This window comes from Lentilactobacillus curieae (assembly GCF_000785105.2).
Classification (GTDB): Bacteria; Bacillota; Bacilli; order Lactobacillales; family Lactobacillaceae; genus Lentilactobacillus; species Lentilactobacillus curieae.
The window spans coordinates 1,753,979-1,779,044 of sequence record NZ_CP018906.1 but is presented as its reverse complement, the minus strand read 5'-3'; the positions used below and the strand labels follow the sequence as shown (position 1 = coordinate 1,779,044).

The 25,066-nt window shown below is 39.2% G+C and carries 29 protein-coding genes and 2 other annotated features; of the genes, 3 read left to right on the top strand and 26 right to left on the bottom strand.

What is annotated here, in order from left to right:
* From pheS to PL11_RS08605, 4 genes are all read right to left on the bottom strand, one after another.
* Complete coding sequence (gene pheS, locus PL11_RS08620) at positions 1 to 1,050, bottom strand: phenylalanine--tRNA ligase subunit alpha (protein WP_035167298.1); 1,050 nt, start codon at positions 1,048 to 1,050, stop codon at positions 1 to 3.
* A gap of 42 nt (positions 1,051 to 1,092) precedes the next feature.
* Positions 1,093 to 1,315, bottom strand: a binding site (T-box leader).
* Positions 1,316 to 1,352: 37 nt separating this feature from the next.
* Positions 1,353 to 1,703, bottom strand: coding sequence for a winged helix-turn-helix transcriptional regulator (locus tag PL11_RS08615; protein WP_035167301.1), 351 nt, complete (start codon positions 1,701 to 1,703; stop codon positions 1,353 to 1,355).
* Positions 1,704 to 1,728: 25 nt separating this feature from the next.
* Positions 1,729 to 2,211: an HD domain-containing protein gene (locus PL11_RS08610; RefSeq protein ID WP_035167303.1), complete on the bottom strand. Its 483-nt coding sequence runs from the start codon at positions 2,209 to 2,211 to the stop codon at positions 1,729 to 1,731.
* 68 nt (positions 2,212 to 2,279) lie between these two features.
* Entirely contained in the window at positions 2,280 to 3,047 is a 768-nt protein-coding gene (locus PL11_RS08605) for a TrmH family RNA methyltransferase (RefSeq protein WP_035167305.1), read from the bottom strand.
* Positions 3,048 to 3,089: 42 nt separating this feature from the next.
* Here PL11_RS08605 and PL11_RS08600 point away from each other — a divergent pair, with 42 nt between their 5' ends.
* Both PL11_RS08600 and yidC read left to right on the top strand, forming a co-directional pair.
* A complete protein-coding gene (locus tag PL11_RS08600; protein ID WP_035167306.1) occupies positions 3,090 to 3,365 on the top strand; it encodes an acylphosphatase in 276 nt (91 codons plus the stop codon).
* A gap of 72 nt (positions 3,366 to 3,437) precedes the next feature.
* Positions 3,438 to 4,376: a membrane protein insertase YidC gene (yidC, locus tag PL11_RS08595; RefSeq protein ID WP_035167308.1), complete on the top strand. Its 939-nt coding sequence runs from the start codon at positions 3,438 to 3,440 to the stop codon at positions 4,374 to 4,376.
* Positions 4,377 to 4,499: 123 nt separating this feature from the next.
* Here yidC and PL11_RS08590 read toward each other — a convergent pair whose 3' ends face one another.
* Complete coding sequence (locus tag PL11_RS08590; RefSeq protein ID WP_035167310.1) at positions 4,500 to 6,029, bottom strand: sensor histidine kinase; 1,530 nt, start codon at positions 6,027 to 6,029, stop codon at positions 4,500 to 4,502.
* A complete protein-coding gene (locus PL11_RS08585) occupies positions 6,026 to 6,712 on the bottom strand; it encodes a response regulator transcription factor (RefSeq protein WP_035167312.1) in 687 nt (228 codons plus the stop codon). The genes PL11_RS08590 and PL11_RS08585 overlap by 4 nt, the downstream gene beginning before the upstream one ends.
* A 219-nt stretch (positions 6,713 to 6,931) precedes the next feature.
* On the opposite strand from PL11_RS08585, the gene adhP reads away from it, so the two are divergent.
* Positions 6,932 to 7,948: an alcohol dehydrogenase AdhP gene (gene adhP / locus PL11_RS08580; protein ID WP_035167314.1), complete on the top strand. Its 1,017-nt coding sequence runs from the start codon at positions 6,932 to 6,934 to the stop codon at positions 7,946 to 7,948.
* Positions 7,949 to 8,104: 156 nt separating this feature from the next.
* On the opposite strand, the gene rpmF is transcribed toward adhP, so the two are convergent.
* The 20 genes from rpmF to polA all read right to left on the bottom strand — a co-directional run bounded on the left by rpmF (position 8,105) and on the right by polA (position 25,042).
* Positions 8,105 to 8,278 (bottom strand): 50S ribosomal protein L32, encoded by a 174-nt coding sequence (gene rpmF, locus PL11_RS08575; protein WP_035167315.1) that lies wholly within the window; start codon positions 8,276 to 8,278, stop codon positions 8,105 to 8,107.
* Positions 8,279 to 8,327: 49 nt separating this feature from the next.
* A complete protein-coding gene (locus tag PL11_RS08570; protein ID WP_035167318.1) occupies positions 8,328 to 8,885 on the bottom strand; it encodes a DUF177 domain-containing protein in 558 nt (185 codons plus the stop codon).
* An 82-nt stretch (positions 8,886 to 8,967) separates the two neighbouring features.
* Positions 8,968 to 10,104 (bottom strand): nucleotidyltransferase, encoded by a 1,137-nt coding sequence (locus PL11_RS08565; protein WP_035167320.1) that lies wholly within the window; start codon positions 10,102 to 10,104, stop codon positions 8,968 to 8,970.
* Between the two features lie 4 nt (positions 10,105 to 10,108).
* Positions 10,109 to 10,846, bottom strand: a complete 738-nt coding sequence (locus PL11_RS08560; RefSeq protein WP_035167322.1) for a class I SAM-dependent DNA methyltransferase — start codon at positions 10,844 to 10,846, stop codon at positions 10,109 to 10,111.
* Entirely contained in the window at positions 10,843 to 11,199 is a 357-nt protein-coding gene (gene rsfS / locus PL11_RS08555; RefSeq protein WP_035167324.1) for a ribosome silencing factor, read from the bottom strand. Before rsfS ends, PL11_RS08560 begins: the two co-directional genes overlap by 4 nt.
* 11 nt (positions 11,200 to 11,210) lie before the next feature.
* Positions 11,211 to 11,822, bottom strand: a complete 612-nt coding sequence (yqeK, locus tag PL11_RS08550) for a bis(5'-nucleosyl)-tetraphosphatase (symmetrical) YqeK (protein WP_035167326.1) — start codon at positions 11,820 to 11,822, stop codon at positions 11,211 to 11,213.
* Complete coding sequence (locus PL11_RS08545) at positions 11,812 to 12,444, bottom strand: nicotinate-nucleotide adenylyltransferase (RefSeq protein WP_035167329.1); 633 nt, start codon at positions 12,442 to 12,444, stop codon at positions 11,812 to 11,814. Before PL11_RS08545 ends, yqeK begins: the two co-directional genes overlap by 11 nt.
* A 12-nt stretch (positions 12,445 to 12,456) precedes the next feature.
* On the bottom strand, positions 12,457 to 12,768 hold the full coding sequence (locus PL11_RS08540) for a YhbY family RNA-binding protein (RefSeq protein WP_035167331.1): 312 nt from the start codon (positions 12,766 to 12,768) through the stop codon (positions 12,457 to 12,459).
* A gap of 11 nt (positions 12,769 to 12,779) precedes the next feature.
* Positions 12,780 to 13,916 carry a ribosome biogenesis GTPase YqeH gene (gene yqeH / locus PL11_RS08535; protein ID WP_035167333.1) on the bottom strand — a complete coding sequence of 379 codons (1,137 nt, stop codon included), beginning with the start codon at positions 13,914 to 13,916 and terminating at the stop codon, positions 12,780 to 12,782.
* A 10-nt stretch (positions 13,917 to 13,926) separates the two neighbouring features.
* A complete protein-coding gene (locus PL11_RS08530; protein ID WP_035167336.1) occupies positions 13,927 to 14,442 on the bottom strand; it encodes a YqeG family HAD IIIA-type phosphatase in 516 nt (171 codons plus the stop codon).
* Between the two features lie 77 nt (positions 14,443 to 14,519).
* On the bottom strand, positions 14,520 to 14,876 hold the full coding sequence (gene rplT / locus PL11_RS08525) for a 50S ribosomal protein L20 (RefSeq protein WP_035167338.1): 357 nt from the start codon (positions 14,874 to 14,876) through the stop codon (positions 14,520 to 14,522).
* Positions 14,877 to 14,916: 40 nt separating this feature from the next.
* A complete protein-coding gene (rpmI, locus tag PL11_RS08520) occupies positions 14,917 to 15,111 on the bottom strand; it encodes a 50S ribosomal protein L35 (RefSeq protein WP_035167341.1) in 195 nt (64 codons plus the stop codon).
* 25 nt (positions 15,112 to 15,136) lie between these two features.
* On the bottom strand, positions 15,137 to 15,664 hold the full coding sequence (infC, locus tag PL11_RS08515; RefSeq protein ID WP_191982106.1) for a translation initiation factor IF-3: 528 nt from the start codon (positions 15,662 to 15,664) through the stop codon (positions 15,137 to 15,139).
* An 18-nt stretch (positions 15,665 to 15,682) separates the two neighbouring features.
* Positions 15,683 to 15,817 (bottom strand) — a sequence feature (ribosomal protein L20 leader region).
* A gap of 53 nt (positions 15,818 to 15,870) precedes the next feature.
* The gene (gene thrS / locus PL11_RS08510; RefSeq protein ID WP_035167345.1) at positions 15,871 to 17,817 is read right to left on the bottom strand and encodes a threonine--tRNA ligase; all 1,947 of its coding nucleotides are present in this window, start codon (positions 17,815 to 17,817) and stop codon (positions 15,871 to 15,873) included.
* Positions 17,818 to 18,121: 304 nt separating this feature from the next.
* Positions 18,122 to 19,048: a primosomal protein DnaI gene (gene dnaI, locus PL11_RS08505; protein ID WP_035167346.1), complete on the bottom strand. Its 927-nt coding sequence runs from the start codon at positions 19,046 to 19,048 to the stop codon at positions 18,122 to 18,124.
* Positions 19,049 to 19,057: 9 nt separating this feature from the next.
* Positions 19,058 to 20,431, bottom strand: coding sequence for a DnaD domain protein (locus tag PL11_RS08500; protein ID WP_035167348.1), 1,374 nt, complete (start codon positions 20,429 to 20,431; stop codon positions 19,058 to 19,060).
* Entirely contained in the window at positions 20,432 to 20,926 is a 495-nt protein-coding gene (nrdR, locus tag PL11_RS08495; protein ID WP_035167350.1) for a transcriptional regulator NrdR, read from the bottom strand.
* A 13-nt stretch (positions 20,927 to 20,939) separates the two neighbouring features.
* Positions 20,940 to 21,530, bottom strand: coding sequence for a dephospho-CoA kinase (gene coaE, locus PL11_RS08490; protein WP_035167352.1), 591 nt, complete (start codon positions 21,528 to 21,530; stop codon positions 20,940 to 20,942).
* 4 nt (positions 21,531 to 21,534) lie between these two features.
* Entirely contained in the window at positions 21,535 to 22,371 is an 837-nt protein-coding gene (gene mutM, locus PL11_RS08485) for a DNA-formamidopyrimidine glycosylase (RefSeq protein ID WP_035167353.1), read from the bottom strand.
* 22 nt (positions 22,372 to 22,393) lie between these two features.
* The gene (gene polA / locus PL11_RS08480; protein ID WP_035167354.1) at positions 22,394 to 25,042 is read right to left on the bottom strand and encodes a DNA polymerase I; all 2,649 of its coding nucleotides are present in this window, start codon (positions 25,040 to 25,042) and stop codon (positions 22,394 to 22,396) included.
* Between the last annotated feature and the right edge of the window lie 24 nt (positions 25,043 to 25,066).

Genomic DNA, 25,066 nt, shown 5'->3' with positions numbered 1-25,066 from the left:
TTAATTACTCCTCTTGTCGAATTGATTTAGGAACCGAACATCGTTCAAATAGAAGTCACGAATATCAGTTACCCCATATTGAAGCATTGCAAATCTATCTGGTCCAAGACCAAAAGCGAATCCTCCATAAACGTCTGGATCTACGCCTGCCATCTTCAAAACATTAGGATGAACCATTCCAGCACCTAACACTTCAATCCAACCAGTGTGCTTGCAGACATCACAACCCTTACCCATACAGTTAAAGCATGTCACATCAACTTCAACTGAAGGCTCTGTGAATGGGAAGTAGCTTGGGCGAAGTCGAATATCAAACTTATCACCAAATATTTCATGAGTCATAGTGATAAGGGTACCCTTTAAGTCAGCCATGGTAATGTGTTCATCGATTACCAACCCTTCAACCTGATGAAATTGATGAGAGTGGGTTGGATCATCAGTATCACGTCGATAAACGATTCCTGGTGAGATCATCTTTAAAGGTCCTTGGCTAAAATCATGCTTTTCCAAAGTTCTTGCTTGCATTGGTGATGTTTGAGTTCTCATTAATATATCGCTAGTTAAATAAAAGGTATCCTGCATATCACGTGCAGGGTGGTCCTTAGGAAGGTTCATCATTTCAAAGTTATATTTTTCTTCTTCAACTTCGGGGCCAGTCAATACCTCGTAGCCCATTCCTAAGAATAAGTCTACGATTTGATCAATAATTTGTTGGATAACATGTGGTTGGCCTTGGGGTAATTCAGTTCCTGGCAAGGTAACATCAATTGATTCCTTGGCTAACCGTTCATTCATCTCTGCTGTTTCCAGCTTTTCCTTTTGGTTAGCGATAGCTTGCGTCAAGTCATCCCTTATTTCATTTGCATAACTACCAACTTCTGGTCGTTCTTCAACCGGTAAATCCTTGATTGATCTCAAGGCAGTGGTAATTGGTCCCTTTTTTCCGAGCAAGTTTACCCGAATATCGTTCAACTTCTTAAGGTCACCAGTTGTCTCAATTACCTTAAGATTTTCCGTTCTAATGTTAGTTAAGTCTTCTCTTAAAGACATAGAATCCCTCCAATATTTTAGGCACAAAAAAACCTCATCCCAAAAAGGGACGAGGTTTCTCGCGGTACCACCCTAGTTCACGTCCAGTAAAGACTAGACGAACACTTCAAATCGATAACGGCGATAACCGGAAAATTTTTCGTTATTAGAACTCCCAATTTCAGCTAAGAAGATGAATTCAGCTAACCAATTTCCTCTGTTCGCACCAACCCAGAAGTCTCTGAATAATCGGTATAACTTACTGCTTCTTCTATATCGCATTTACTCTAAAAATAATAGACTAAAATAAAAAAATGGTCAAGCTAACATTTGTTAACTGGATACCATTTTTCTGACCAATCATGAAGTTGCTTCATAATTGGAGCAAGTTCTTCACCTTGTTTAGTCAGTGAATATTCAATCAATGATGAATCTTCGTAATCATTTCTAATTAATACACCGTCTTCTTCTAGTTCACGCAAGCGTTCTACTAGAACCCGATCGGAGCACTTAGGAATCTGGCGAGCAATTTCACGGAAACGTAAAGATCCTTCTTGCAGAAGAACGTCAATGATTAGTCCATTCCACTTTTTGCCTAAGAATGAAAATGTTTTTTCAAAGCGTGGACAAAGATAATAGTTAACTGGGTCTTTTATAGATAAATTCGTTCTCATTTATTTTCCTCCTTAACACTAGCAACTAAGCTTTAAGCCTTGCAATAATCCGTTTTTTAAAAGGTTGCATAAATTCATGGACAGCCTCATAGTCGTCAACGAGTGAAACAATAACACTTTCCCTATACTTAGGACGAGCTAAAGTAACCCCCCACATATGTTTAAGGATAATGTCCTTTTCCATATCGTTGAGATCTGTAATCTTTTCAGCATTACGCAACGCAACTCGAGGGTGAATGTATGCATGCGAACCAAGGTCGAACTTTGTTGTTCGCCAGTCGTAAAAGAACAGGTCATGCAACAATCCCGCTCTGGCTACAGAACGGTAGTCAAGATTAGCACGCCTTGCAATTTGGTAACTGTCAAACGAAACAGCTAACGAATGTTCAAGTCGAGTCGAATTGTGATGTTGTGTGTAATTAGCCATGCTTTGAACTAAGTCAGTTGATAGCAAATCTTCGACGATTGAAACGTATAATTCGTCGTTCTTCCATTCATCTCTTTGCATGCAATACCCCTTTTCTTAATGTCTAAGGAGATAATACTAGGATTTTGAAAAATAATCAATTAAATTGACTAACTATTTACAAGTTGAAACATAACAATTCCTGCAGCAACCGCAACGTTAAGCGATTCGGCGTTACCATTCATAGGAATATAAAGGTTTTGCGTAGTTTTAGAGAGTAAGCTCTCACTCATACCGTTTCCTTCATTCCCCATTACTAATGCAAAGTCACTAGGATGACCTACATCTTTATAAGATTTTGCATTTTCGTTTAATTCAGTACCAAATACGGGAATTTCATTTTGCTTAAATTTGTTCATCCATTCATCAAGGTCACCTGAGTATAGTGCAATGTGAAAATGACTACCCTGCATAGAACGAATTAATTTCGGATTGTAAATATCGACACTACTACCACCTAAAACAACACCCTTTAGTCCTGCAGCATCTGCTGTTCTGACAATCGTTCCCAGATTCCCTGGATCTTGAACATTATCCAACAATATCCAGCGCCCCTTGACATCATCCGGAACTTCTTCATGATATGATTCAGTGGGTAAAACAGCAAATATCCCTTGAGGAGTCTTCGTAGATGAAATATGATCAGCAATTTCTTCGGTTATTTGAAAGATACTAGTACTTGAACTAATATTTAAATCATCTAAGTCATCAGGGTCAACAACCATTATTTCTTCGAATTCTTTGCCACTTTTTTGAGCTTCGTCAATTAAGTGCCAACCCTCTATAATATAAGAAGAAGTCTTTGTTCTTTGTTTTTTACTTTGAAGTTTCTTCCAATCTTTAACACGTTGATTCTGATTTGAAGTTAATATTTCCATGTAAATTTCCTTTCAATACAAAATGATTTGAGGTCAATAATAATGAAAAAAACAGTGGATATCATTGTGATAGGCCGAGTCCAAGGTGTTGGATTCAGATATGCAACAATCAGGCTGGCTGATAGTCTGGAAGTTGACGGTTACGTTGAAAATCTTCCAGACGGCTCAGTGCACATAGTTGCATCAGCTAACGACAACCAGTTAAATCAGTTTATTAATAGCGTTAAGGCATCGCCTACGCCATACGGAAAAGTCACCTCTACCAAAATCCATTATACAACCTCAAACGTTAATAAAGGGTTTGATGTTAAATATTAAATTGAAAACCTTAAATAAATCTAGTAATATTTAACCTGTTATGTTATTAAAGATCAGAAAGGGTCTCAATTAATGAAAAAAGCAAAATCACTCACTGTGTTTGGATTAATCTCCATGCTAGCAATTGTGCTAAGTGGATGTGTCCAAACTACAAAGTCTGGCAAACCTTACGGGTTCGTATACGATTATTTGGCAAAGCCAGGACAGGCAATCATGGAATGGATTGCTAACTTTACCGGTTCATATGGCTGGGCAATCATCGTACTGACTGTTGTCGTTAGAATGTTCTTACTTCCAATGATGGTCAAACAGATGAAAAGCTCAACAATTCAACAGGAAAAGATGCAACTGGTTAGACCACAACTAAACGAAATTCAAAAGCGCCAAAAAGCAGCTAAAACTCCAGAGGAGCAAGCCGCTGTTAGCCAAGCAATGATGGCCGTCTACAAAGAGAACAACATTTCAATGACAGGTGGAATTGGTTGTTTACCATTAATTATTCAAATGCCAATTTTTGCTGGTCTATATGCTGCAATTAGGTATTCACCAGAACTTTCTCACGAAATATTTATGGGCATTAAGTTAGGACAAGCAAGTTGGGTATTAGCGTTACTTTCATTCTTGTCTTACCTGCTTCAAAGTTACCTTTCAATTCTTGGGGTTCCTAAAGAGCAGAAAAAACAAATGGGCGCAATGATGTTGATGAGCCCTGTCATGATCCTGTTCTTTACGCTGAGTGCACCGGCCGGATTGGGACTTTACTTCTTCATCGGTGGACTGTTTGCTTGTTTGCAAACCTTAATTATCAATTTATATCGGCCTAAGATTAGAAAAGATATTGCAGAAGAAATGAAAGACATCAAGAAAGTTAATGTGGACGATTTAATTCCTAAGCAAGAACCACAACAACCTACCCAGTTAAACCACAATAATCAAAGTAACAACAATCAAACAAACAACAATAATAATCGCAAACGAAACGCCGGCAAACAACAAAGAAATCGAAAGTAGTTTGTGTTTGGCAAAGATGTGATATTAACAAAAAGAGCTACGCTGTTTTTAACATCGTAGCTCTTTTTTATTTGATGGCAATCGAGATAAATTTATCAGGGTGCATTAAACCCCTAGTCCCGTTTATTTATCTAGATCTGCAGAATTTTCTTCTGTATCATCATCCTGCTTATTTTTCAGAATTGGCAGCTTGATTTGGAAAATTGATCCATACCCTAGTGAACTCTCAATTGATATATCACCATGATAGGCTTCAATTAACCTGTGGGCGATTGATAATCCCAATCCATTTCCACCTTTATCCCTCGAGCGCGCCTTATCAACTCTGTAGAAGCGGTTAAATACTTTTGAAATATCTTCACTAGAAATTCCTTCACCAAAATCTTGAACCGCAATGTTTACGGTCGAAGGTGTCGTTGAAATTGAAGTGTGGATTTCCTTGCGATCTTTAGAGTACTTAATAGCATTATCAATCAGAATGACTAATACCTGCTCTAAATGATTTCGATAAATTTGGACGTATATATCCCCATCGGTGTCATCATCAACAATAAACGTAAACTCCGGATGAATCATCTTGAAGTCATTGTTAACTTGATCAAAGACTTCATTAACTTTAGTCACTTCATCACTATAATTGATTTCAATTTGCTCAGCTCTTGAAAGATCCAGCATTTCAGCAACCAAAGATTGCATCCGTTTGGTTTCTTGTAAAGATGCCTTCAAGGACTCGTCTAAGACTTGAGGATCATCTTTACCCCATCGCAATAACATTTCCATGTGTCCTTGAATAACGGCAACCGGTGTCCGCAACTCGTGAGAAACATCTTCCACAAACTGACTTTGCTGGTTCATGTACCGCTGAGTCTGATCAAGCATCCCGTTGAATAAGTTTCCAAGATCAGCTATTTCATCGTTTGTATGCAGGTCAGGAACTCGTTCATCAGAATCGGGATTCTCTTTAATCTCAGAAATAGTGCGTTGGATTTCCTTCATCGGCTTAAGTAATTCAGATGCCAAAAAGTAAGCTACTACAACTGAAATAATTACGGCCAGGATTACCAAAATAACCATAATAGCAATCAGTTTTCTGACAGTAGTGTGATAATTATTCAGCGTATCAGTAACTTGAACGTAACCAACTAATGAGCCGTTTTGCTTAGACAAAACAGGCATCCGCCCAACCATGACCTGTTGACCGTGTTCACGAATTAATGAGACCTTTTTCTTGTCACTTTTTTTGAAATCAAAGTTTGACTTTCGAGATTCAAATAGCAACTTATTATCTGTGCTGTACACATTAACCACCATGCTGTCGCGCGATAAGTTCACAATCAAAGAATCAGAATAGATGTTTTGGTTGGTTTTTTTATCAACCAGTGCATCGTTCTCTCCCTTTGAGGTAATATCCGGACGAAGCATAGAATTAACTCCTGGCTTGTCAAATGGGGAATCAAAACTTGACAACCGATTTGAGACCGTCATCAATGTATTATTTATATAGCCACGCTCTTGCTGAATCAAAACATTCGTAAACCGGTTATAAATCAACACAGAAAAAATCAGGACAATAATAAATACACCTATAGATGTGAAAAAGGACCACTTTAGTCTAAGTGAGGTCCTTTTTTTCTTTTTACCTTCAGTGATCATGAACGCATCACGTACCCAGTGCCCCGAACAGTTTGGATATAGCTGTTTTCTCCGGGACGATCAATTTTGTTTCTTAAGTATCTAATGTAAACATCGACAACGTTAGTCTCAACTTCTGAATCATATCCCCAAACCTTGGTTAATAGGACATCACGTGCTAAAACAACATCGACATTTTCCATCAATGCCAGCAACAATTCATACTCACGCTTCGTAAGGTTGATTACCTCGTCGCCACGACGAACGATCCGACTTTCTTTTTCAATAGTTAAATCCTTGAAAGTAACGGTCTTCTTGTTGCCCTTTTGTTGGTCATTTTCAATTTGAATTCTTCTTAGTAATGCCCGAATTCTGGCAAGCAATTCTTCAATTGCAAATGGCTTAACGATGTAGTCGTCCGCACCGTGATCAAAACCAGATACTCGGTCGATAACTGAATCACGAGCAGTCATCATAATGATTGGGGTGTTTTTCTTTTCTCTTAGGCGACGGGCAACTTCCATACCATTAAGTTCAGGAAGCATTAAGTCTAGTAAAATTACGTCAAAGTTTTCATTTAACGCAGCATCTAAACCCTTACGACCATCTAACTCAACTTGGGTTTCGTAGCCCTCATGTTGTAATTCCAATTCTACAAATCGGGAAAGATTTTTTTCATCTTCAATAATTAAAACTCGACTCATTGTTTGATTTCTCCTACTTTATAAATCTTTTTTAAATTCTTTTTAATAATAATCTAATTTTAACACACTTAGGTAAATTACGAGTACTTTTCTCATAATTATGGTGGAAATAATTTTCAATATTATCCTTGAATTTGTGCATTTTTTCACTTGATAAACAACCAAAATCCTCTATAATGAAGTTGTTTAGAAAAAAAATTTCAGAGGGATGGTTTTTATATGAAAGCTGCAGTTGTACGCGATTCAGTTGACGGATATGTTGATATCAAGGATGTTACATTACGCCCCATTACTAATGGTGAAGCACTAGTTAAGGTTGAATATTGTGGTCTTTGTCACACAGATCTTCACGTTGCTGCTGGTGATTTTGGTGCAGTACCTGGCAGAATTATTGGTCACGAAGGTGTTGGTCGAGTAATTCAAGTTGCCGACGACGTTACTAACCTAAAGATTGGTGATCGGGTATCAATCGCATGGTTCTTTAAGGGTTGCGGTCACTGTGAGTACTGTAACACTGGTAGAGAAACACTTTGCCGTAATGTAAAGAACGCCGGTTTCAGTGTTGATGGTGCGATGGCTGAAGAAGTTATTGTTGATGCAAACTATGCGGTTAAGGTTCCAGAAGAACTTGACCCTGTTGAAGCAACTTCATTAACCTGTGCCGGTGTAACTATGTACAAAGCACTAAAGGTTGGCCAAACTCGCCCAGGGCAATGGGTCGAAGTTGTTGGGGCCGGTGGTCTTGGTAATTTAGCTGTTCAATTTGCACACAACGTCTTTGGTGCTCATGTAGTTGCCGTTGATGGTAATGATAAGAAACTTAACGCTGCCAAAGAAAATGGTGCTGAAATCACAATTAACCGTCATGATCCAGATGTTGCTGAACAAATCCAAAACAAAGTTGGTGGAGTTCACAACGCACAAATTACTGCTGTTAACACCGACGCATTTACTACATCAGTTAACTCACTCCGTCCAGATGGTAAGTTAGTTGCTGTTGCCCTACCAAAAGGTGACATGGCACTTAACATCGATAAAACAGTTCTTGATGGAATTCAAGTTGCTGGTTCTCTTGTTGGAACTCGTCAAGATCTTGCCGAAACTTTCCAATTTGGTGCAGAAGGTAAAGTTAAACCAATTGTCCAAACAAGAAAGCTTGAAGAAGTTAACGACATCATTGATGAAATGAAGAACAACCAAATCGTTGGTCGGATGGTTATTGACTTCACCAAATAAATTCAATTTTAAATTGTTTCAAGTCCTAGTCACTTTGACTAGGACTTTTTTATTCCAGAATTATCGCACTAAAAAAGCTCTAAGCGTTAAGCTTAGAGCCCCTTCACAAACTCGTTAAGAATCCATGGCGTTCTTAAGAGTTTAGCCAAGTAAGTATTACTTGTTATCAAGAACCTTACGGCCATTGTAGTAGCCTGATGGTGATACACGGTGTGGCAATCTGTACTCGCCAGTCTTAGGATCAAAGCTAAGATTTGGTGTTTGTAACTTGATGTGACCACGACGCATGCGCTTCTTTGTCTTAGAGGTTCTACGTGCTGGTGTAGCCATTAAAAATCCCTCCTCTACTAAAAAATATCCACTAGTGAATTATTAGTGTCTAACTACCTTGATCATTCTCGTCGAACAAATCCTTTAGTTTAGCTAGACGTGGATCAACAGTTTCTAATTCTGCCTTGTTCTTATCAAAATCATCGGCTGTCATAACTTCCCAGCCATCGCCACTCGGCATATCCTGAGTTTTGATTTCTGATTCCGATAGAACTTGCATCGGAATGTTAAGTATGACGTTATCAATAACTGAGCCCGTCAAATCGACTTCTGCTTCTTCATCAAGAACAAACACAATCGAATCTTTGGGGTACCTGGCTTCTGCAGCCTTTGATGGCACATAAAACTCTTCAACGTCAAAATCCATAGGCAGATCAACAGGTACTAATGATCTAGATGATGGCACTATTAGTTTACCAGTCACGTAATAATCAATAATCACGTCGCCCTGGTCAGCAAAAGCTGTTCCAGTTATGGTAAACTTGTCCGCATCAATTACTTGATCAGCATATCTGTCTAGAAGCTCTTGCTTTATATCAAGAGTTTCCTCAAACTTGAAAGGTGCACTTTCGGGGTACTTCTGAAGTTCCCTAAAATACATTTTCATGTTATTCCTCCAATGCAACACGACTTATTATACCGGCATCAAAATACCTTGTCAAGGCTATTTCCTTGATAGGCAAACGTTTTTAATTTTTTATGATGGGGTATCGATAAATGTCTTGATTTTCATTACTTATTGTTTGCAGCAACATAGACGACTGATAGTCAAGTAACAGCTGATTCTTGATTTGTTCGTCCGTTACTTTAGTGATAATTGGCCAATCGACATCATGTTTTATTTGGTTTAGATGCTTTCTTCCTTGCTGATTAAACGCAAGTGGTCGAATGTAGCTAGGTTCTTCAAGCATATCCTCTTCAAAACACTGAACAAGAACATAAACGCACAAACGCTGAATTCTAGCGTAAGTATACCGTTTAGTTTTGACTAGGTTTAAAAACTCCGAAAAACTTTGCGCCTTTTTTGCTGAGTCTTTAAGCCGATATTCAATGCCCTCAGTCATCTGATAGATTTCATGAAGCCGATCAATTGAGCTTTCAATCAGTTCGTACCTCAAGAATGGCCAAAATTGATTCCAGTCATACTGAAACGACTTGCCTACCATCTCCAGGGTTGTCTTCGGGACAAAATCTTTAATTGCCGCAAGATTATTCCTTTGAATTTCGTTACGAATTGCGGAAGCACTACCAATGTTAAGCGACCCTTCAAGGCACTTATCATTGTGATTAGCACCCTTTCGATTAACTGGATATAACTTTAATGGGTTCCCTAACTCATGGTTAGCATTTGCATAACCAAATCCTAGAATGTCATTGGGTTCTTTCAAAACTATCCCGGTTTTTTTACGAAGGTACTCCTGAAATATTGTCGCATAAGGTCGATCAAATCGCTTAAAGGCATCTGCCCTAACCGGTTGGTTTGCAATCAACACATCATAATCCATGTCGGGATGTTCTGCACCGAACGATAGCGCGTCACAACCGACTGCTTGGGCAATTTTAACGGCGTTTTTCGAAAAAATATGGGATGGCTGAACAGCGCCGAAAAATGGCAATTCCACCACTAAGTCAACGCCAGCGGCGATTGCAGCTTCAGCCCTATGCCACTTATCAAACATAGCAGGTTCGCCTCTTTGGACCCAGTTACCACTCATAATGGCAATAACTGTGTCTGCATGAGCCATTTTTCTAGCTTGAGCAGCTAAATATTGATGTCCATTATGAAACGGATTGTATTCAGCAACAATCCCAACCGCAGTGTCCACCTTACTATCCCTTCTTACATTCAAAGAACCATCGTTTAACGTTTTCTTGGTATGGTTCCTTACCAAAATTAGTTGTAACCTTCACGGCAGTAAAACCTGCATCATTCAATTTTTGTTGATATTCTGCAAGAGAAAATGAACGTTCATCGTGAACTTCGTTATATGCCTCATACGCTTCCTTATCTTCATTGTATAAGAAGAATACCAAGTCATGCTCAATTGCATGCTCAGAGTCATCAGTTGAATATGATGACCACATAAATGCCGAGTCGTCAGTTCGATCATTAAACATGTAACCAGGATAAACCTTATCAGTCTGATACGGAGTGATTACATCAAATAAGAACACTCCTCCAGCCGTTAAATGAGCATTAACTTCAGAAAAAGCCTGTTCAAGCTGACCATCTTCAGTCAAATAGCAAAGTGAATCATCGAAACACGATATTGCATCAAAATTTGGCAAGCCATCCATGGCCAGCATATCCATCTGAACCAATGGTAAGTTAACATTTGCTGTCTGGGCGTGCTCACTTGCTAACTTCAGCATGTCTTCCGAGATATCAGAACCAACAACGTTATATCCTTGGCGAATAAGTTCAATTGCAAGCTTACCCGTACCACACGCTAAATCCATCACGCTAGCTGACTTATCAACCCGTTCGGCAAAGTAATTGCCCCAGTCCGTGTATAAGTCATCATCAAACAATTCGTCATAAAATTTAGCGAATTTTTCGTAAATCATGCCTCAATCCAGTCCCGAGTGTCAACTAGTGGTGCTTCTGACCACAATTTTTCTAAATTGTAGAATTCTCTTTCGTCCTTTTGGAAAACATGAACAATCACGTCTCCTAAATCAATCAGAATCCACTTAGCACTTTCCTTACCGGAAACTTGGTAAATTTCCACATCAGCAGCAGATGCTTGTGAGGTAATCTCATCGGCAATCGCCTTAACTTGTCTGTTTGAGTTAGCATCGGCAATCACAAAGTAATCTGCCATTAAACTAACATTTTCCATATCCAACACCACAATATCTTCGGCCCGTTTGCTGTCAGCAGCTCTAACCGCGATTTGTGCAATTTCTTTACTATTCATAAATCCTCCTATTATTCCAAACCACTTCCAGGAACCCAACTATTATAGGTAATCACTGTCTGTGGAAATACTGGTCGATTGTTCTTTACTAAATACTCTAAGGTCTGCTTCGTCTGGTATGCCACCCCTAATGCTAAATCTTGGTGCGTTAGCTTACGGGCTTCGTCTACTCCAGGAAAGTTTCGGTTTGGTTCAATGTAATCCGCCATATAAACAATTTGCTCTAACTTGGTCATTGTCTCGTGACCAACTGTATGATAATTAACAGCATTCAAAATTTCAATATCGTTAATTCCCAATTCATCCTTAACAAATAGCCAACCAACAACCCCATGCCAAATTGCGTTGCCGTAATTTAGCAAGTTTGGGTCTAGTTGGTTTAACTTAATGGCTTCAATAAAGTCTTCATCTGGGCGTTGCTTTGCATAATCGTGAACTAAACCAGCGATACTAGCCCGTTCAGGATCAATATTATTTTGCTCCGCTAAGTCTACGGCACTCTGCTCAACTCGCAAAACGTGTTGAAATCGCGATTCAGTCAGGGCTGACTTCAAGCGATCGACAAGTTCGAGACGAGTAAGTTGCGTATATTTTCCCTGATAAACAATGTCTTTAGTTTGCATATAAACCATTCTCCTTAATGTATTTTTCAACAAATGAAGGAACCAAGTACTTAATGGAATGCCTTGCTCTAACCTTAGAACGGATCAATGTTGATGAAATATCAATAAACGGAACGTCAACCCAAATAATTGGGTATTTTGAGGTGGTTTTGTACCCATCTCGTTTGACTCCAACAAACGTAACTAGCTTAGCTAACTCATCAATTTTGTACCACTTTGGCAGATACTCCACCATGTCACCACCAATAATAAAGTAATATTCATAATTGGGATTACGGCGCTTAAGTGCGACCATCGTATCATACGAATAGCTTGTTCCACCTCGGGCAATCTCCTCCATCTCAATTGCAAAGTGGGGATTGTCCCTTATCGACCCATTAATCATTGATACCCGATCTCTTGCATCAATAGCTAATTTTTTATCGACATGTGGGGGCATATAATCCGGCATAAACCGGATTTCATCAAGCCCTAACTGGTCAATTACCTGTTCAGCAATAATCAAATGGCCATTATGGAGCGGGTTAAATGTCCCACCTAACAAGCCAATTTTTTTCCGCTCATTTTTGGTGCTTAATTGAGTTTTTGCATAAGTTTGAACTGTACTAGCAACCTTTGTCATGTTTTAACACTCCTAGATTGATGTTACTTCCACTGATACATTACGATTATCAGGATCGCCTGCTTGTTTAAATAAAACTAAGTTTCGGCCAATTACTTGAATAGCCATGATATCAGAGTTCTTTTCAATATAATTTCTTACATCATCAGTTGATACGTCAGCATTTTGTAAGATATTGATCTTCATCAATTCTCGCTTTTCAATTGCATTGGTAACTTCTTCGAGCCACACTTCCGAAAGACCATTTTTCCCAACCGAAAAAATTGGCTTCATCCTGTTAGCTTTTGATTTTAATAATCTTCTTTGTTTACCTTTTAATTCCATTATTTACTCCTCTAAATCATTGCTGGTCTAATCAACACAGCAACTTGCTTTGGTGCCCATCCACGAACAACTACACCAGCAGGAACAGTAATCCAACCTAAACCTTCAATTACAATGTCACTTTTTTCAGTAGTCTTAAATTCATGCGGAACTAACTTGCCAAATTTATCAGCATTGTCGGACTCCGGCGGTGTTAGTAAGCCACCTACGTGACCAGCGTAAAACTCATCAGCATTTTCCAGTTTTGTCCTGTGAAGATATAGACTATTCTCCGCATAAACTGTAAATCCATGCTTTTTATCGCCAGACACGTAATCAAAACGACCTAAGCCACCCAGAAATAGTGTTTGTTCTGGGTTTAATTGGTATCCCTTCGGCTTAATCATCTTTTGTGGCGTAACTAGTTTAAGTTCCGACCCTGATAATAAGTGCGCCATCTGTTCTGGTTGGATGATTCCGGGTGTATCGACCAATGTCTGGCCGTCTTCCAAAGGAATTTCAATCTTATCTAATGTCGTTCCTGGGAACCTAGAGGTCGTGATCAAATCCTTAACACCAGTGGATTGACTAATAATTTGGTTGATCAGTGTTGATTTACCAACGTTAGTAACCCCAACAACGTAAACATCCTTGCCATCGCGATATTTTTCAATTTGTTTTAGCAAACTATCAACATCAGCGTTTGTCTTTCCTGAAACCAATTGAACACCAATCGGTCTCAAACCAGCGGCATTAGCGCGCTGACGCAACCAGTCAGCAACCTTTTTATGCTTAAATGAAGCTGGCAAAATGTCCACTTTATTTCCTACAAGTAGTACCGGGTTATCTCCAACTAATCGGTGTAATCCTGGAATTAAACTGCCGTTAACGTCAAAAACATCTACTACATAGACAATCAATGAGTCAGTGGCTGAAATACTAGACAACAACTTTAAAAAGTCATCGTCAGTTAATCCAACTGGGACAATTTCGTTATAATGACGGAGCCTAAAGCAACGTTGACAATATACCTCACCAGATTCTAGACCTTTGTTAAGTGCCGACTCCGGGGTATACCCAGGTTTAGCTTTATCCACTGTTTGAATTGCGGCACCACAACCTATACAGTGAACCACTTCTCCAGCAACTATAATTTCATTTTCAGCCATATACTTCCTCCTATTGCCAGTGTATATCAGAATACTTTTTCTTTAGTAGTTTAAATACATATTTTTCAACAAAACGGTTAAACCAAGTAGTCCAGCCATCATTACTGACCAATGGCTTAACCAGGGCGCTTTTAATTCCACTATTATTAGCAGAAAAAATATCAGTAAGCAACTGATCGCCCACCATGACCACATTTCGTGGGTTAATAGAATAACGTTTCATAGCGCGATTAATCCCTACTGTTAAGGGTTTTAATGCTCTTGAAATAAATTCCACATCATAATCAGCAACCGCTTTTTCGATTCTGTCATGGCTATTATTAGACACAACAATCACTTTAATTCCAAACTTGTTAAGTTCTTTCAGCCACAACGACAATCTTGTGTCGCCATCCTTTTGGTTCCAAGGAATTAGCGTGTTATCAAGATCAGTAAGTACATATTTTATGTGGTTGGCGGTTAGAAATTCTGGAGAAATACTATAAATATCCCCAAACATCCAAGTTGGTTTGAATTTAGAAATCATGAGGGGGACTCCCTTTTACTAAATTATTTAAAAAGACTTCCACCGTTAACCAGTGAAAGTCTTGTTTAAGTCAAAAATTACTTGAGAGCCTTCTTGGCTTCATCTGTAAGTGCTTTGAATGCATCTGCATCGTTAACTGCAAGATCAGCAAGCATCTTTCTGTTCATATCAATGTTAGCAAGTTTCAAACCGTGCATAAATTGACTGTAGCTCAAACCATTGATTCTTGAAGCAGCGTTAATACGGGCAATCCAGATTTTACGGAAGTTACCCTTGTTAGCGCGACGGTCGCGGAATGCGTAGGTTTGTGACTTCATTACTTGGTCTTTAGCAGTCTTGAAAAGAAGATGCTTTACACCGCGGTAACCTTTAGCTAATTTTAAAACACGCTTACGACGTGCATGTGTGACTGTTCCACCTTTTACTCGTGGCATATCGAATTCCTCCTAATTATTGGCGATTAATTTTAATTGATTAGTGTGCTAATAACTTCTTGTATGTCTTCACATTAGTGCTGTCCATCATGTGAGTGCCACGAAGTTGGCGACGTTGCTTCTTTGTCTTACCGTGGAAACGGTGACTAGTGTAAGCAGCTGCACTCTTGAAACCACCGTTAGCGGTCTTTTTGAAACGCTTTGCGGCAGCGCGGTTTGTTTTTTGTTTAGGCATTATGGTTCCTCCTCAAAAATTTTAACTATTTTTTATCCGAATCTTTTGGCGCAAGCACTAAGAACATGCTCCGACCATCCATTTTGGCTTTTTGCTCAACGTTTGCAACGTCGGCAGTTTCCTTCGCCATACGATCAAGCACCTCACGACCAATATCCTTGTGAGTAATTGCCCGACCCTTAAACCTAATTGAAACTCGAACCTTTTCACCCTTAGCCAAGAACTTCTTAGCGTTCTTAAGCTTAGTGTTGAAGTCGTTAACATCAATTGTAGGACTTAGGCGAACTTCTTTAACACTGATGACTTTTTGTTTCTTACGAGATTCGCGTTCCTTCTTTTGAAGCTCGAAACGATATTTCCCATAATCCAGAATCTTTGCTACTGGTGGCTTAGCTTTAGGAGCAACCAAAACTAAGTCCAACTCAGCGTCTTCGGCAAGCTTTAAAGCTTCATCCTTAGACTTAACACCAAGTTGATCACCATTGGCCCCGATAAGTCGAACCTCACGAGCGCGAATTCCGTCATTAACCATCATATCTTTTGCTATGGTAATTCACCTCCAAAATTGATTAAAAGCAGAAAAAAGCGGGCACACAGTGCGCCCGCTCAATTACAAGACTGTTCACAAGTGATCAGTCCTGACTCGATATCATGCCCAGTAAACAATTTTACTAAGGCGAGAAGCGGGTTGCTTCTGCTTTGCTTTCTTTCGAACTTTAATAGAATACCATTGAATCAAATTAGTGTCAAGGGCACTAATTAATCTTCATTTCTAGAGTAAGTGTCAATATCGTGTCTAATTTCATCAACAAAACTATCCACTGATTCTGACTTAGAATCATCCTCACCATACTTACGTACTGAAACTGAACCAGAGTTCATTTCTTCGTCACCAACGACCAAGGTATATGGAATCTTATGAGTTTGGGCATCACGAATCAAGTAACCCATCTTTTCAGGTCTTTCTTCAACATCAGCTCTAATGTTAAACCCACGAAGCTTTTCACCAATTTCCTGAGCAAACTTACCATGCTTTTGTTCACTAACAGGAATAATTTTAACTTGTTGTGGTGCTAACCAAGTTGGGAATGCACCTTTGTAAATTTCAGTTAGGTAAGCAGTAAATCTTTCCATAGTAGAAACTAGGCCACGGTGAATCATAACTGGACGGTGTTCCTTACCATCTTCTCCAATGTAATGAAGGTCAAAACGTTCTGGCAACATGAAGTCTAATTGGATTGTTGATAGAGTTTCTTCGTTACCAAGTGCAGTCTTCGTTTGAACATCCAACTTAGGACCGTAGAATGCGGCTTCACCTTCAGCTTCTACATAATCCAATCCAAGTTCATCCATGGCGTTCTTTAACATGCTTTGAGCACGATTCCACATCTCATCATCATCAAAGTACTTTTCAGTGTTTTGAGGATCACGGTAACTCAAACGGAATGTGTAGTCATTAATATCGAAATCGTGGTATACAGAAACCATCAACTTAAGAATTTTTTGGAATTCTTCTTGAATTTGGTCAAGAGTTACAAATGTATGACCGTCATTCAAAGTCATTTCACGAACTCGTTGTAGTCCTGACAACGCACCTGATTTTTCGTATCTGTGCATCATACCAAGTTCAGCAATTCTAAGTGGTAATTCACGGTATGAACGAATGTGATGCTTGTAAACTTGAATATGCGATGGACAGTTCATTGGACGTAATTCAAGCATTTCACCATCACCCATGTCCATTGGTGGGAACATATCTTCACGGTAGTGATCCCAGTGACCTGATTGTTTGTATAAGTCTAAGTTAGCCAGAACTGGGGTATAAACGTGCTTATAACCATTCGCAACTTCACGGTCAATGATATAACGTTCGATTGTTCTTCTAATTGTTGCACCGTTTGGCATCCAGTAAGGAAGACCTGCACCAACCTTGGGGTCAACAAAGAATAAATCAAGCTGGTTACCGATAACTCGGTGATCACGATCATGGGCTTCTTGACGCTTCTTCAAATCTTCATCAAGTTCACCTTGTTTGTTAAATGCAGTTGCATAAATTCTTTGAAGCATTGGGTTAGATGACTTACCTTCCCAATAAGCACCAGCTACTGAAAGTAACTTGAAAATCTTAACAGCACCAGTCTTAGGAAGAACGGCACCTTCGGCAATTCCCTTGAAATCGCCAATTTCGTTGTAGAGAACTTGGCCATCGACAGCTAACTTATCAATCAAAGAATTTTGATATGGATCTTCACCTGCTAATGCCTTAGCATCAGCAACAGATAACTCAACTGACTTGATTTCTAAATTGTCTGAAACAATTTTTTTCATTGTCTTTGATAAACCTTCAAGTTCATCAACACTGATTTGAGTGTCAGGCTTGTCAGTATCAACGTAAAAACCGTCTTCGTCAGCAACACTTTCACCAATCTTAACGTTAGTGAAATCTTGGTTGATTGCCATCTTTAAGATCTGGGCTGCAGTTTGTCTTAAGACAGTTAATCCTTCTTCACTGTCCTTAGTGATAATTTCAAGCTTACCACCCTTATGTAAAGGTTCATTTACTGAGTGAAGCTTGCCATCAACTTTAGCGGCAACTGCCTTCTTTGCAAGACTAATTGAAATTGATTTTGCAATTTCTTCACCAACCACTGCGTCAGCAAATTGCTTTACGCTGCCATCTGGAAATTCAAATGATAAATCTGCCATTGTACTCTCTCCTTTTTTTCTGGAACCACAAAAAAATCCCTGGTGCACAAATATACACCAGGGACGCATTTAGCGCGGTTCCACCCATATTACTTTATTAAATAAAAGCTCTCAAGTGGCTGCTAACGGTTACCAACCGGGATAGCATTGTCCGCAATCCATTGTCGAAAAGTGGTAATCATTTCAATCTTAACGGGTTCTCTTCCAGGCTAGAAGAACCCTCCCTGTGATGAGTTGAAATAATCATGTCTTTTCTATATCGATTAAAGTATAAGGGTCACTCTTATCGTTGTCAAATTAATTTTTAATTTAAACGTCGATTCGGGCCTTCAACTTCTATCGGCTTTGCCAAGAAACGGATTCGTTCCATTAGTCGCCTTGCCTTAAGTGGTTCATCATCCCCACGTTGATTTATTCGTAAATGTTCATCCTCAAGCTGATCCATTGAAAAATTAGACGAGAAGAATGTAGGTAATTGCTGCTGCATTCTATATTCCAGAATGACTCCGAGAATATCATCCCTAACCCAGCTAGACATTGAATCTGCACCGATATCATCGATCATCAAAACTGGTGACTTCTTGATTGCATCAATCTTACCAGCAACCGAGTTATCAGAAATTGCAGATTTCATTTCAACAGCCAAACTTGGAAAATGTACTAACGTTGTTTGAATACCAGAGAGTGCAAGTTGGCGAGCAATCGCTCCAAGTAAGTAAGTTTTCCCAATTCCAAAAGGTCCATACAAATACAGGCCTTTATGAAACTTCTTTGGTTCGCTTTCCATGCCACTAACGAACTCAACGGCCTCAGCCAAAGCAATACTCTTATTTCCATCACGATAATAGTCATCCAAACTCGCATTTTGAATATCTTTAGGCATCAAAATATTAGTAACTAACCGTTTTTGTGCCTGTTCCTTTTGGCGAGCAATTACTTCAGGAGAGGCACTATACGAGATGTCAATTAGCCTATCATTAACTACTAAATGAGGTAGATAACCTGGAGCAAAAGTTTTTTCTTGCTTGGCAGCCTTTTGTTTGACGTTATAAAATTCGTACAATTTTGCAATTGAACGATCAACAGCGTCATCCGCTAATTCATCTTGGTGTTCTTTCACAAAACTTTGAATTTCGGCGTCTTGTTTTACCGTGTTCACCAAAGTGGCGAAATCACCGTTCAAGTGTTTACTAGCCATAATCCGTTTCATTGTATCAGACACTTTTTCCAATTCTCTCACCTACTTTTCTTTTTTTAAATTTTTAAGTTTTTCATCAAGCAACTTCTCCTGTTCAGGAGTTAATGCGGTCTTTGTCGTAGCTTGTGGTTTGTTATCTTTATTTCGTTTTGCCCAGTCAGGTAAAGTTTCTTTAACGGTATGTCTACCATTGTTTCTTCTTACTTGAGGTTTCTGATTTACCTTAGCCTCATTACGACTCTCAATCGCTTTGATTGCTTCGGGAGCAGTATTTACTTTGTGCTGTGTCCAATCGTTGGCAATTGTCTCTGCTAGCGCCTTATTCAAAGTCGCATTCCCAAGATTCACCAAAACGTAGTAGGACAAGATATTGATTACCTCGGCTGGCAATATATCTCTAGTAACTAAATCACGAATCACTCGTTGTTCGTTACTAGAAACAAAACCGCCCTTCTGCTTCTTGATTTGGTTTAAAAATGCAATCGGGGCTGTCTTTTGAGCAATGGTAATAATTTGCTGGATTTGTGAATCGAAACCACTTAAATCAGTCTTAGATGCCTGAGAACTACTAGCTTGAGCCACCCGACTACTCGTTTGTCGTTTACCAATCCCATATTTATCTGCTACCAACACGCTAAGTCGCTTTGTATCAACTTGGTTTGTCTTTAAATCAACTGCCTTTAAAATCAACTTGCTCATGTTGATTTCATCAATGTCATACAAAAGATGTTCAGCAATAATTGGATTGTATGCCGCCTTCACACTTTCAATGTCAACGAATGATGTGCGTAACATTTCTAATAATAGGTCAAAATCAAATGGGTGCTCTTTTAAATCTTGCTGATTTGCAGATAATTTATTTGTGGTAATTTGTTGATTTTTAACTGAAGCAACCTCAGCAGACGGCTGATCAATTACAGACTTAGGAACTGAAAAAACATCCAATAGCGATGCTGAAATGTTTTCAGCTTGTTTTGCTTGCTCTCTAGGGGCATCAACCCGACCTACCAATTGCTTAAAAGTTCGCTCACCGACTGTACCTAACAGTAGAGTTGTTAGTAAGTCCGTCTTGAGAAACTCAACAGAAGAAAGTGGTAGTTGCACAGAAAATTCAAAAAGCGACTCATTTGTCTTGAAAGTTGCCATTAGATCAACAGCCTCTAACTTTCTTCGAGCAGTTTGAATTGACTCTAACGATAGGCTAAGCGAGGACTGAATCTCGTAGAATGAATGAACCCGGTAAGTGTGTTGGTCAGACCTAGCAACACCAAACAAAAATGTGTATAACGAAAAAGCGTTTGCGCCAATCAAAGGTAAATACAAATTGGTAAGAACGCTTAAATTTAATTCCTGATTACCATTTTGGTTAGATGCCACAAACCGACTGTCAGGAGACAGCTTTTCTTCGCTTAACATTTATTTATCACCACTGTTTTTTGAATCGGTTGGGTTGCCGCTTGTTTTTTCCATCATTTCTTTTAACTCTTTATAAAAAACAGACATATCTTTAAATTGGCGATACACAGAGGCAAACCTGATGTAGGCAATTTGGTCAAGTGAGGCCAAATCCTCCATCACATATTCACCAATTTCAGTACTTGTGACTTCGCTATCACCGGTTGAACGCAATTTATTCTCAACTTTGTCAACCAAGTCTGTGATTGCATTCATAGACACAGGCCGCTTTTCTGCGGACCTAACGATTCCCTTCATCAACTTTTCGCGGTTAAATTCTTCACGGTTCCCGTTCTTTTTGATGACCAATAATGGGGTAGCTTCTACTCGTTCAAATGTCGTAAACCTAAAGCCACAACTTTCACATTCTCGCCGTCTTCTAATTACCCGACCATCGTCCGTTGGCCGACTGTCAACAACCTTTGATCCATTGTGACCACAATGAGGACACTGCATGAACGTTCACTCCTTAAAATTCTTCGTTTCTTAACCAGTCATCGATTTGGAGTTTAGTCAAATCGAATTCTTTTGAATTATAAATTATTACATCAGCTAAATCTCGTTTCGTTTCTAATGACCATTGACTATTGATTCTAGCCATTGCATCAGTGATAGATAGCTGGTTTCGATTAATCAATCTTGAAAGCTGCTTTACGGGGTCAGTATAAACAACCACCGTTTCATCAACTATACTATTATAACCATTTTCAAACAATGTTGGAGCGTCTAACACCACCATTTTTTGGTCTTTCAACTCATTAATCTGACGGTAAATTTCACTACCAATAAACGGGTTGATCACCCTGACTAATCTTTTTAACTCACTATCTGAGCTAAAGACGGTTTGCGCCAGCTTTTTGCGGTCTAACTCGCCGTTTACATCAAGAAAATCTTCACCAAATTCAGAAATGATGGCAACTAATCCCTCATGACCTTTAGCCTCAACCATTTTGGTAACAATGTCAGCATCAATTATTGGGATTCCAAATGTCTTTAAATAGTTTGATACCTGGGTTTTTCCTGTGGCGATTCCACCCGTTAAACCAACAATTTTTGACAAACGATCACTCCTCAGTTAGTACCTGACAATTAGGACAAAAATGCGTTCCCCGTTGAGCCAACTTAATCTTCACGATTGGGGTACCGCAGCGCAAACAAGGTTCTCCCTCACGTCCGTAAACATTCAACTGATTCTGAAAACTGCCGGCTTCACCATATGCGTTGGAGTAAGAGTGGACGGTTGTTCCGTGACCAGCAATTGCCTTTTGCAGTTCCAGAATAATGTTGCTTCTTAATTCCTTTAATTCAGCAATCGTTAATGAGTTTGCAGGCCTCTCAGGATGAATTTTACTCATCCATAACACTTCATCAGCATAGATATTACCTAGTCCGGCAATCTTACTTTGATCAAGTAGAAATGGCTTAACTGCCTTCTTACTCTTTGCAAAAATCTGTTCCATGTATTCAAGCTTCAAAGTTTTTTCAGTTGGCTCAGGACCAATTGTTTTCAATCCAGAAACGGTGTACTCATCTCCAGTATTGACCACCGCCATTCGTCCAAATTTACGAGTGTCGTTATATCTTAATTCACGCCCATCAGTTAGATGAAAGATGATGTGCGTATGCTTGTGGGGTGTCGTACCTTCAGGGACAACATCATAGTTTCCTTCCATCCGTAAATGAGAAACAATAGTTAAGTCGCCTGATAGCCTAATTAACAAATATTTTCCCCGACGATCTACTTTTTCAATTGTCCTGCCACTTAATGTGGCAATAAACTGATCAGCGGTCAGATTGTTAAGCATCTTGGGATACAGGACTTCAATAGTTTTTATTTCACTGCCACCAACAAGTTCATTTAGACCTCGCCGAACAGTTTCAACTTCAGGTAATTCTGGCATAAAAAAACCTCACTGACATTAATTATTTTGCTTCGTACCAAGTATCACCAAAATGGCTTTCAACTTTAAGTGGTACTTCAAGTTTGATAGCTGAGTCCATAACCTTAGGGATCAGTTCTTGAACTGTGGCTAACTCCTCGTCTGGAACCTCAAAAATCAACTCATCATGCACTTGAAGAAGCATCCGAGTATCCATGTTGGCCAAGGCTTCATCCATCTTAATCATCGCAATTTTAATGATGTCTGCAGCACTTCCTTGAATAGGTGTGTTCATAGCAGTTCTCTCAGCAAATGATCTTAGGTTAAAGCTCTTTGAATTGATATCTGGTAAGTATCTACGGCGATGAGCAATCGTTTCTACATAACCCTTTTCCCGGGCAAACTTAACGATATCCTCCGTATATTTTTTCACACCTGGGTACTCTTCAAAATACCTCTCAATGAACTCGTGTGCTTGTTTTCTAGAAATTCCAGTATTGTTAGCCAAACCATAATCAGAAATCCCATAAACGATTCCAAAGTTAACGGCCTTGGCTTGGCGACGTAAATTAGGCGTTACGTCTGCATTAGAATCCAATCCGAAAATTCTCCGGGCGGTTTCAGCATGAATATCCTCACCAGATTTAAATGCCTCTTGCATGTTCTTATCACCAGATAATGATGCTAACACCCGTAACTCAATTTGAGAATAATCAGAGGAGAAGATGTGCCAACCTTTGTGACTAGGAACAAACGCCGAGCGAATTCTCTTTCCTTCATCGGTTCTCACTGGAATGTTTTGTAAATTAGGATCAACCGATGAAAGTCTGCCGGTTGCTGTCAACGTTTGCAAGTACCTAGTATGAACCTTGGAGTCCTCAGGATGAATAACTTTTAATAAGCCTTCAATGTACGTTGAAAGCAACTTACTTATTTGGCGATATTCCAATATATTCTGCACGATTGGAGCTTCTGGTGCCAGCTTTTCCAAAACATCCACTGCAGTCGAATAGCCCGTCTTAGTTTTCTTAATAACCGGTAGTCCCAACTTTTCAAACAGGATTACTCCTAATTGTTTTGGAGAACCAATGTTAAATTCTTCCCCAGCTTGGTTAAAAATCTGTTGTTCAATTTCACTTTGTCGTTCTTTGAATTTACTGCCCATTTCCTCAAGCGTATTTGGAAGCACCTTGATTCCAGCAATTTCCATTCTAGAAAGAACAAAGGCAATCTTAATTTCCATATCCCGGTACAACTTTGTCTGGTCGTGTTTGTCTAACTCAGTAAACATTTGTTCATGAAGTCGGTCAATTGCACACGCCTTATGAACCAGGTGGTCAAGAAATTCTGGTTGGTCAACTGGAATATGCCGTTTGGCACCCTTTCCGTAAACATCCTCATCAGTTTGAATATTACGATATCCCTGACTACGGGCAATCGTTGCCACATCGTTGCTATTATTGCTTGTGTCCAATAGGTATGAAACTAACAGCATATCAAAATCAACCGCGTTTAGTTTTATTCCTAACCGGTTCAAAGCGACATAGGTCCGTTTTGCGTCAAATACATTAACTTTAACGTCGTCCGATTCAAGCAATTGTTTAAGGACCTTACTCTTTAGTAAGCTACTGTCATTACTTGCATACCAGTCATCACCACTACCAATGGCAAAGCCGACAATTTCGGCAGTATGATAGTTCTCAGCACTAAGTTCAACTTGGATTGAGAACTCATCTTTAAATTTACTCAAATTTGCAATATTTTCATTAGTTAGTTCTTGATATTCGATTTCGGTGCTTTGATCAACCTCATCAGCTGTGTCTAACTTATCAAGAAACGACTTAAAGCCCATTTTTTCATAAAATGCCGGTAATTTTTCAGGATCGTCACCTGTATAAGCCAAATCTTTAAGACTCACTTCAATTGGTGAATCTCGATTAATTGTCGCCAATGTTCTTGCCATTAACGCTTTATCTTTATCGTTGATCAAGTGTTCCTTTAATTTTTTCCCAGAAACATCATCAAGGTTTTCATAAATATTATCAATGTTTCCAAATTGCTGGATTAGCTTAACAGCAGTCTTTTCACCGACCTTTTCAACTCCTGGATAATTATCGGAATTATCGCCACGAAGCCCCTTAATTTCGATAATTTGGCTCGGCTTAACTCCTAACTTCTCCTCAACGTAAGCTGGAGTATATGACTCCAAATCAGTTACCCCTTTTTTAGAAACCTGCACAGTAGTTGTGGCAGAAGTTAGTTGGGTTAAATCCCGATCTCCAGTAACAATTACAGTTTCATAATCGCCGGCATCCTCGGCTTTTTTTGCCAGCGTACCAATAATATCGTCAGCCTCATAATTGGGGAGTTCATAAGTCTTGATTCCCCTCGCCGCTAACATTTCTTTTAAGAACGGAAACTGTTCTGACAACTCCGTTGGTGTTTTGCTCCGACCACCCTTGTAATCATCAAACATTTTAGTTCTAAACGTCGTTTTGCCAGCGTCAAACGCCACTAGCATATCAGTAGGTTGTTCATCTTCTAACACCTTATTTAACATCAAGTTAAATCCATACATAGCACTAGTGTGTAATCCCTCTGAATTAACAAACCTATCCATTGAGGTGTAAAGCGCATAGAACGCTTTAAAAGCAACACTATTTCCATCGATTAATAATAATTTTTTTGGCATTAGAATCTCCCTAACATTTGTATA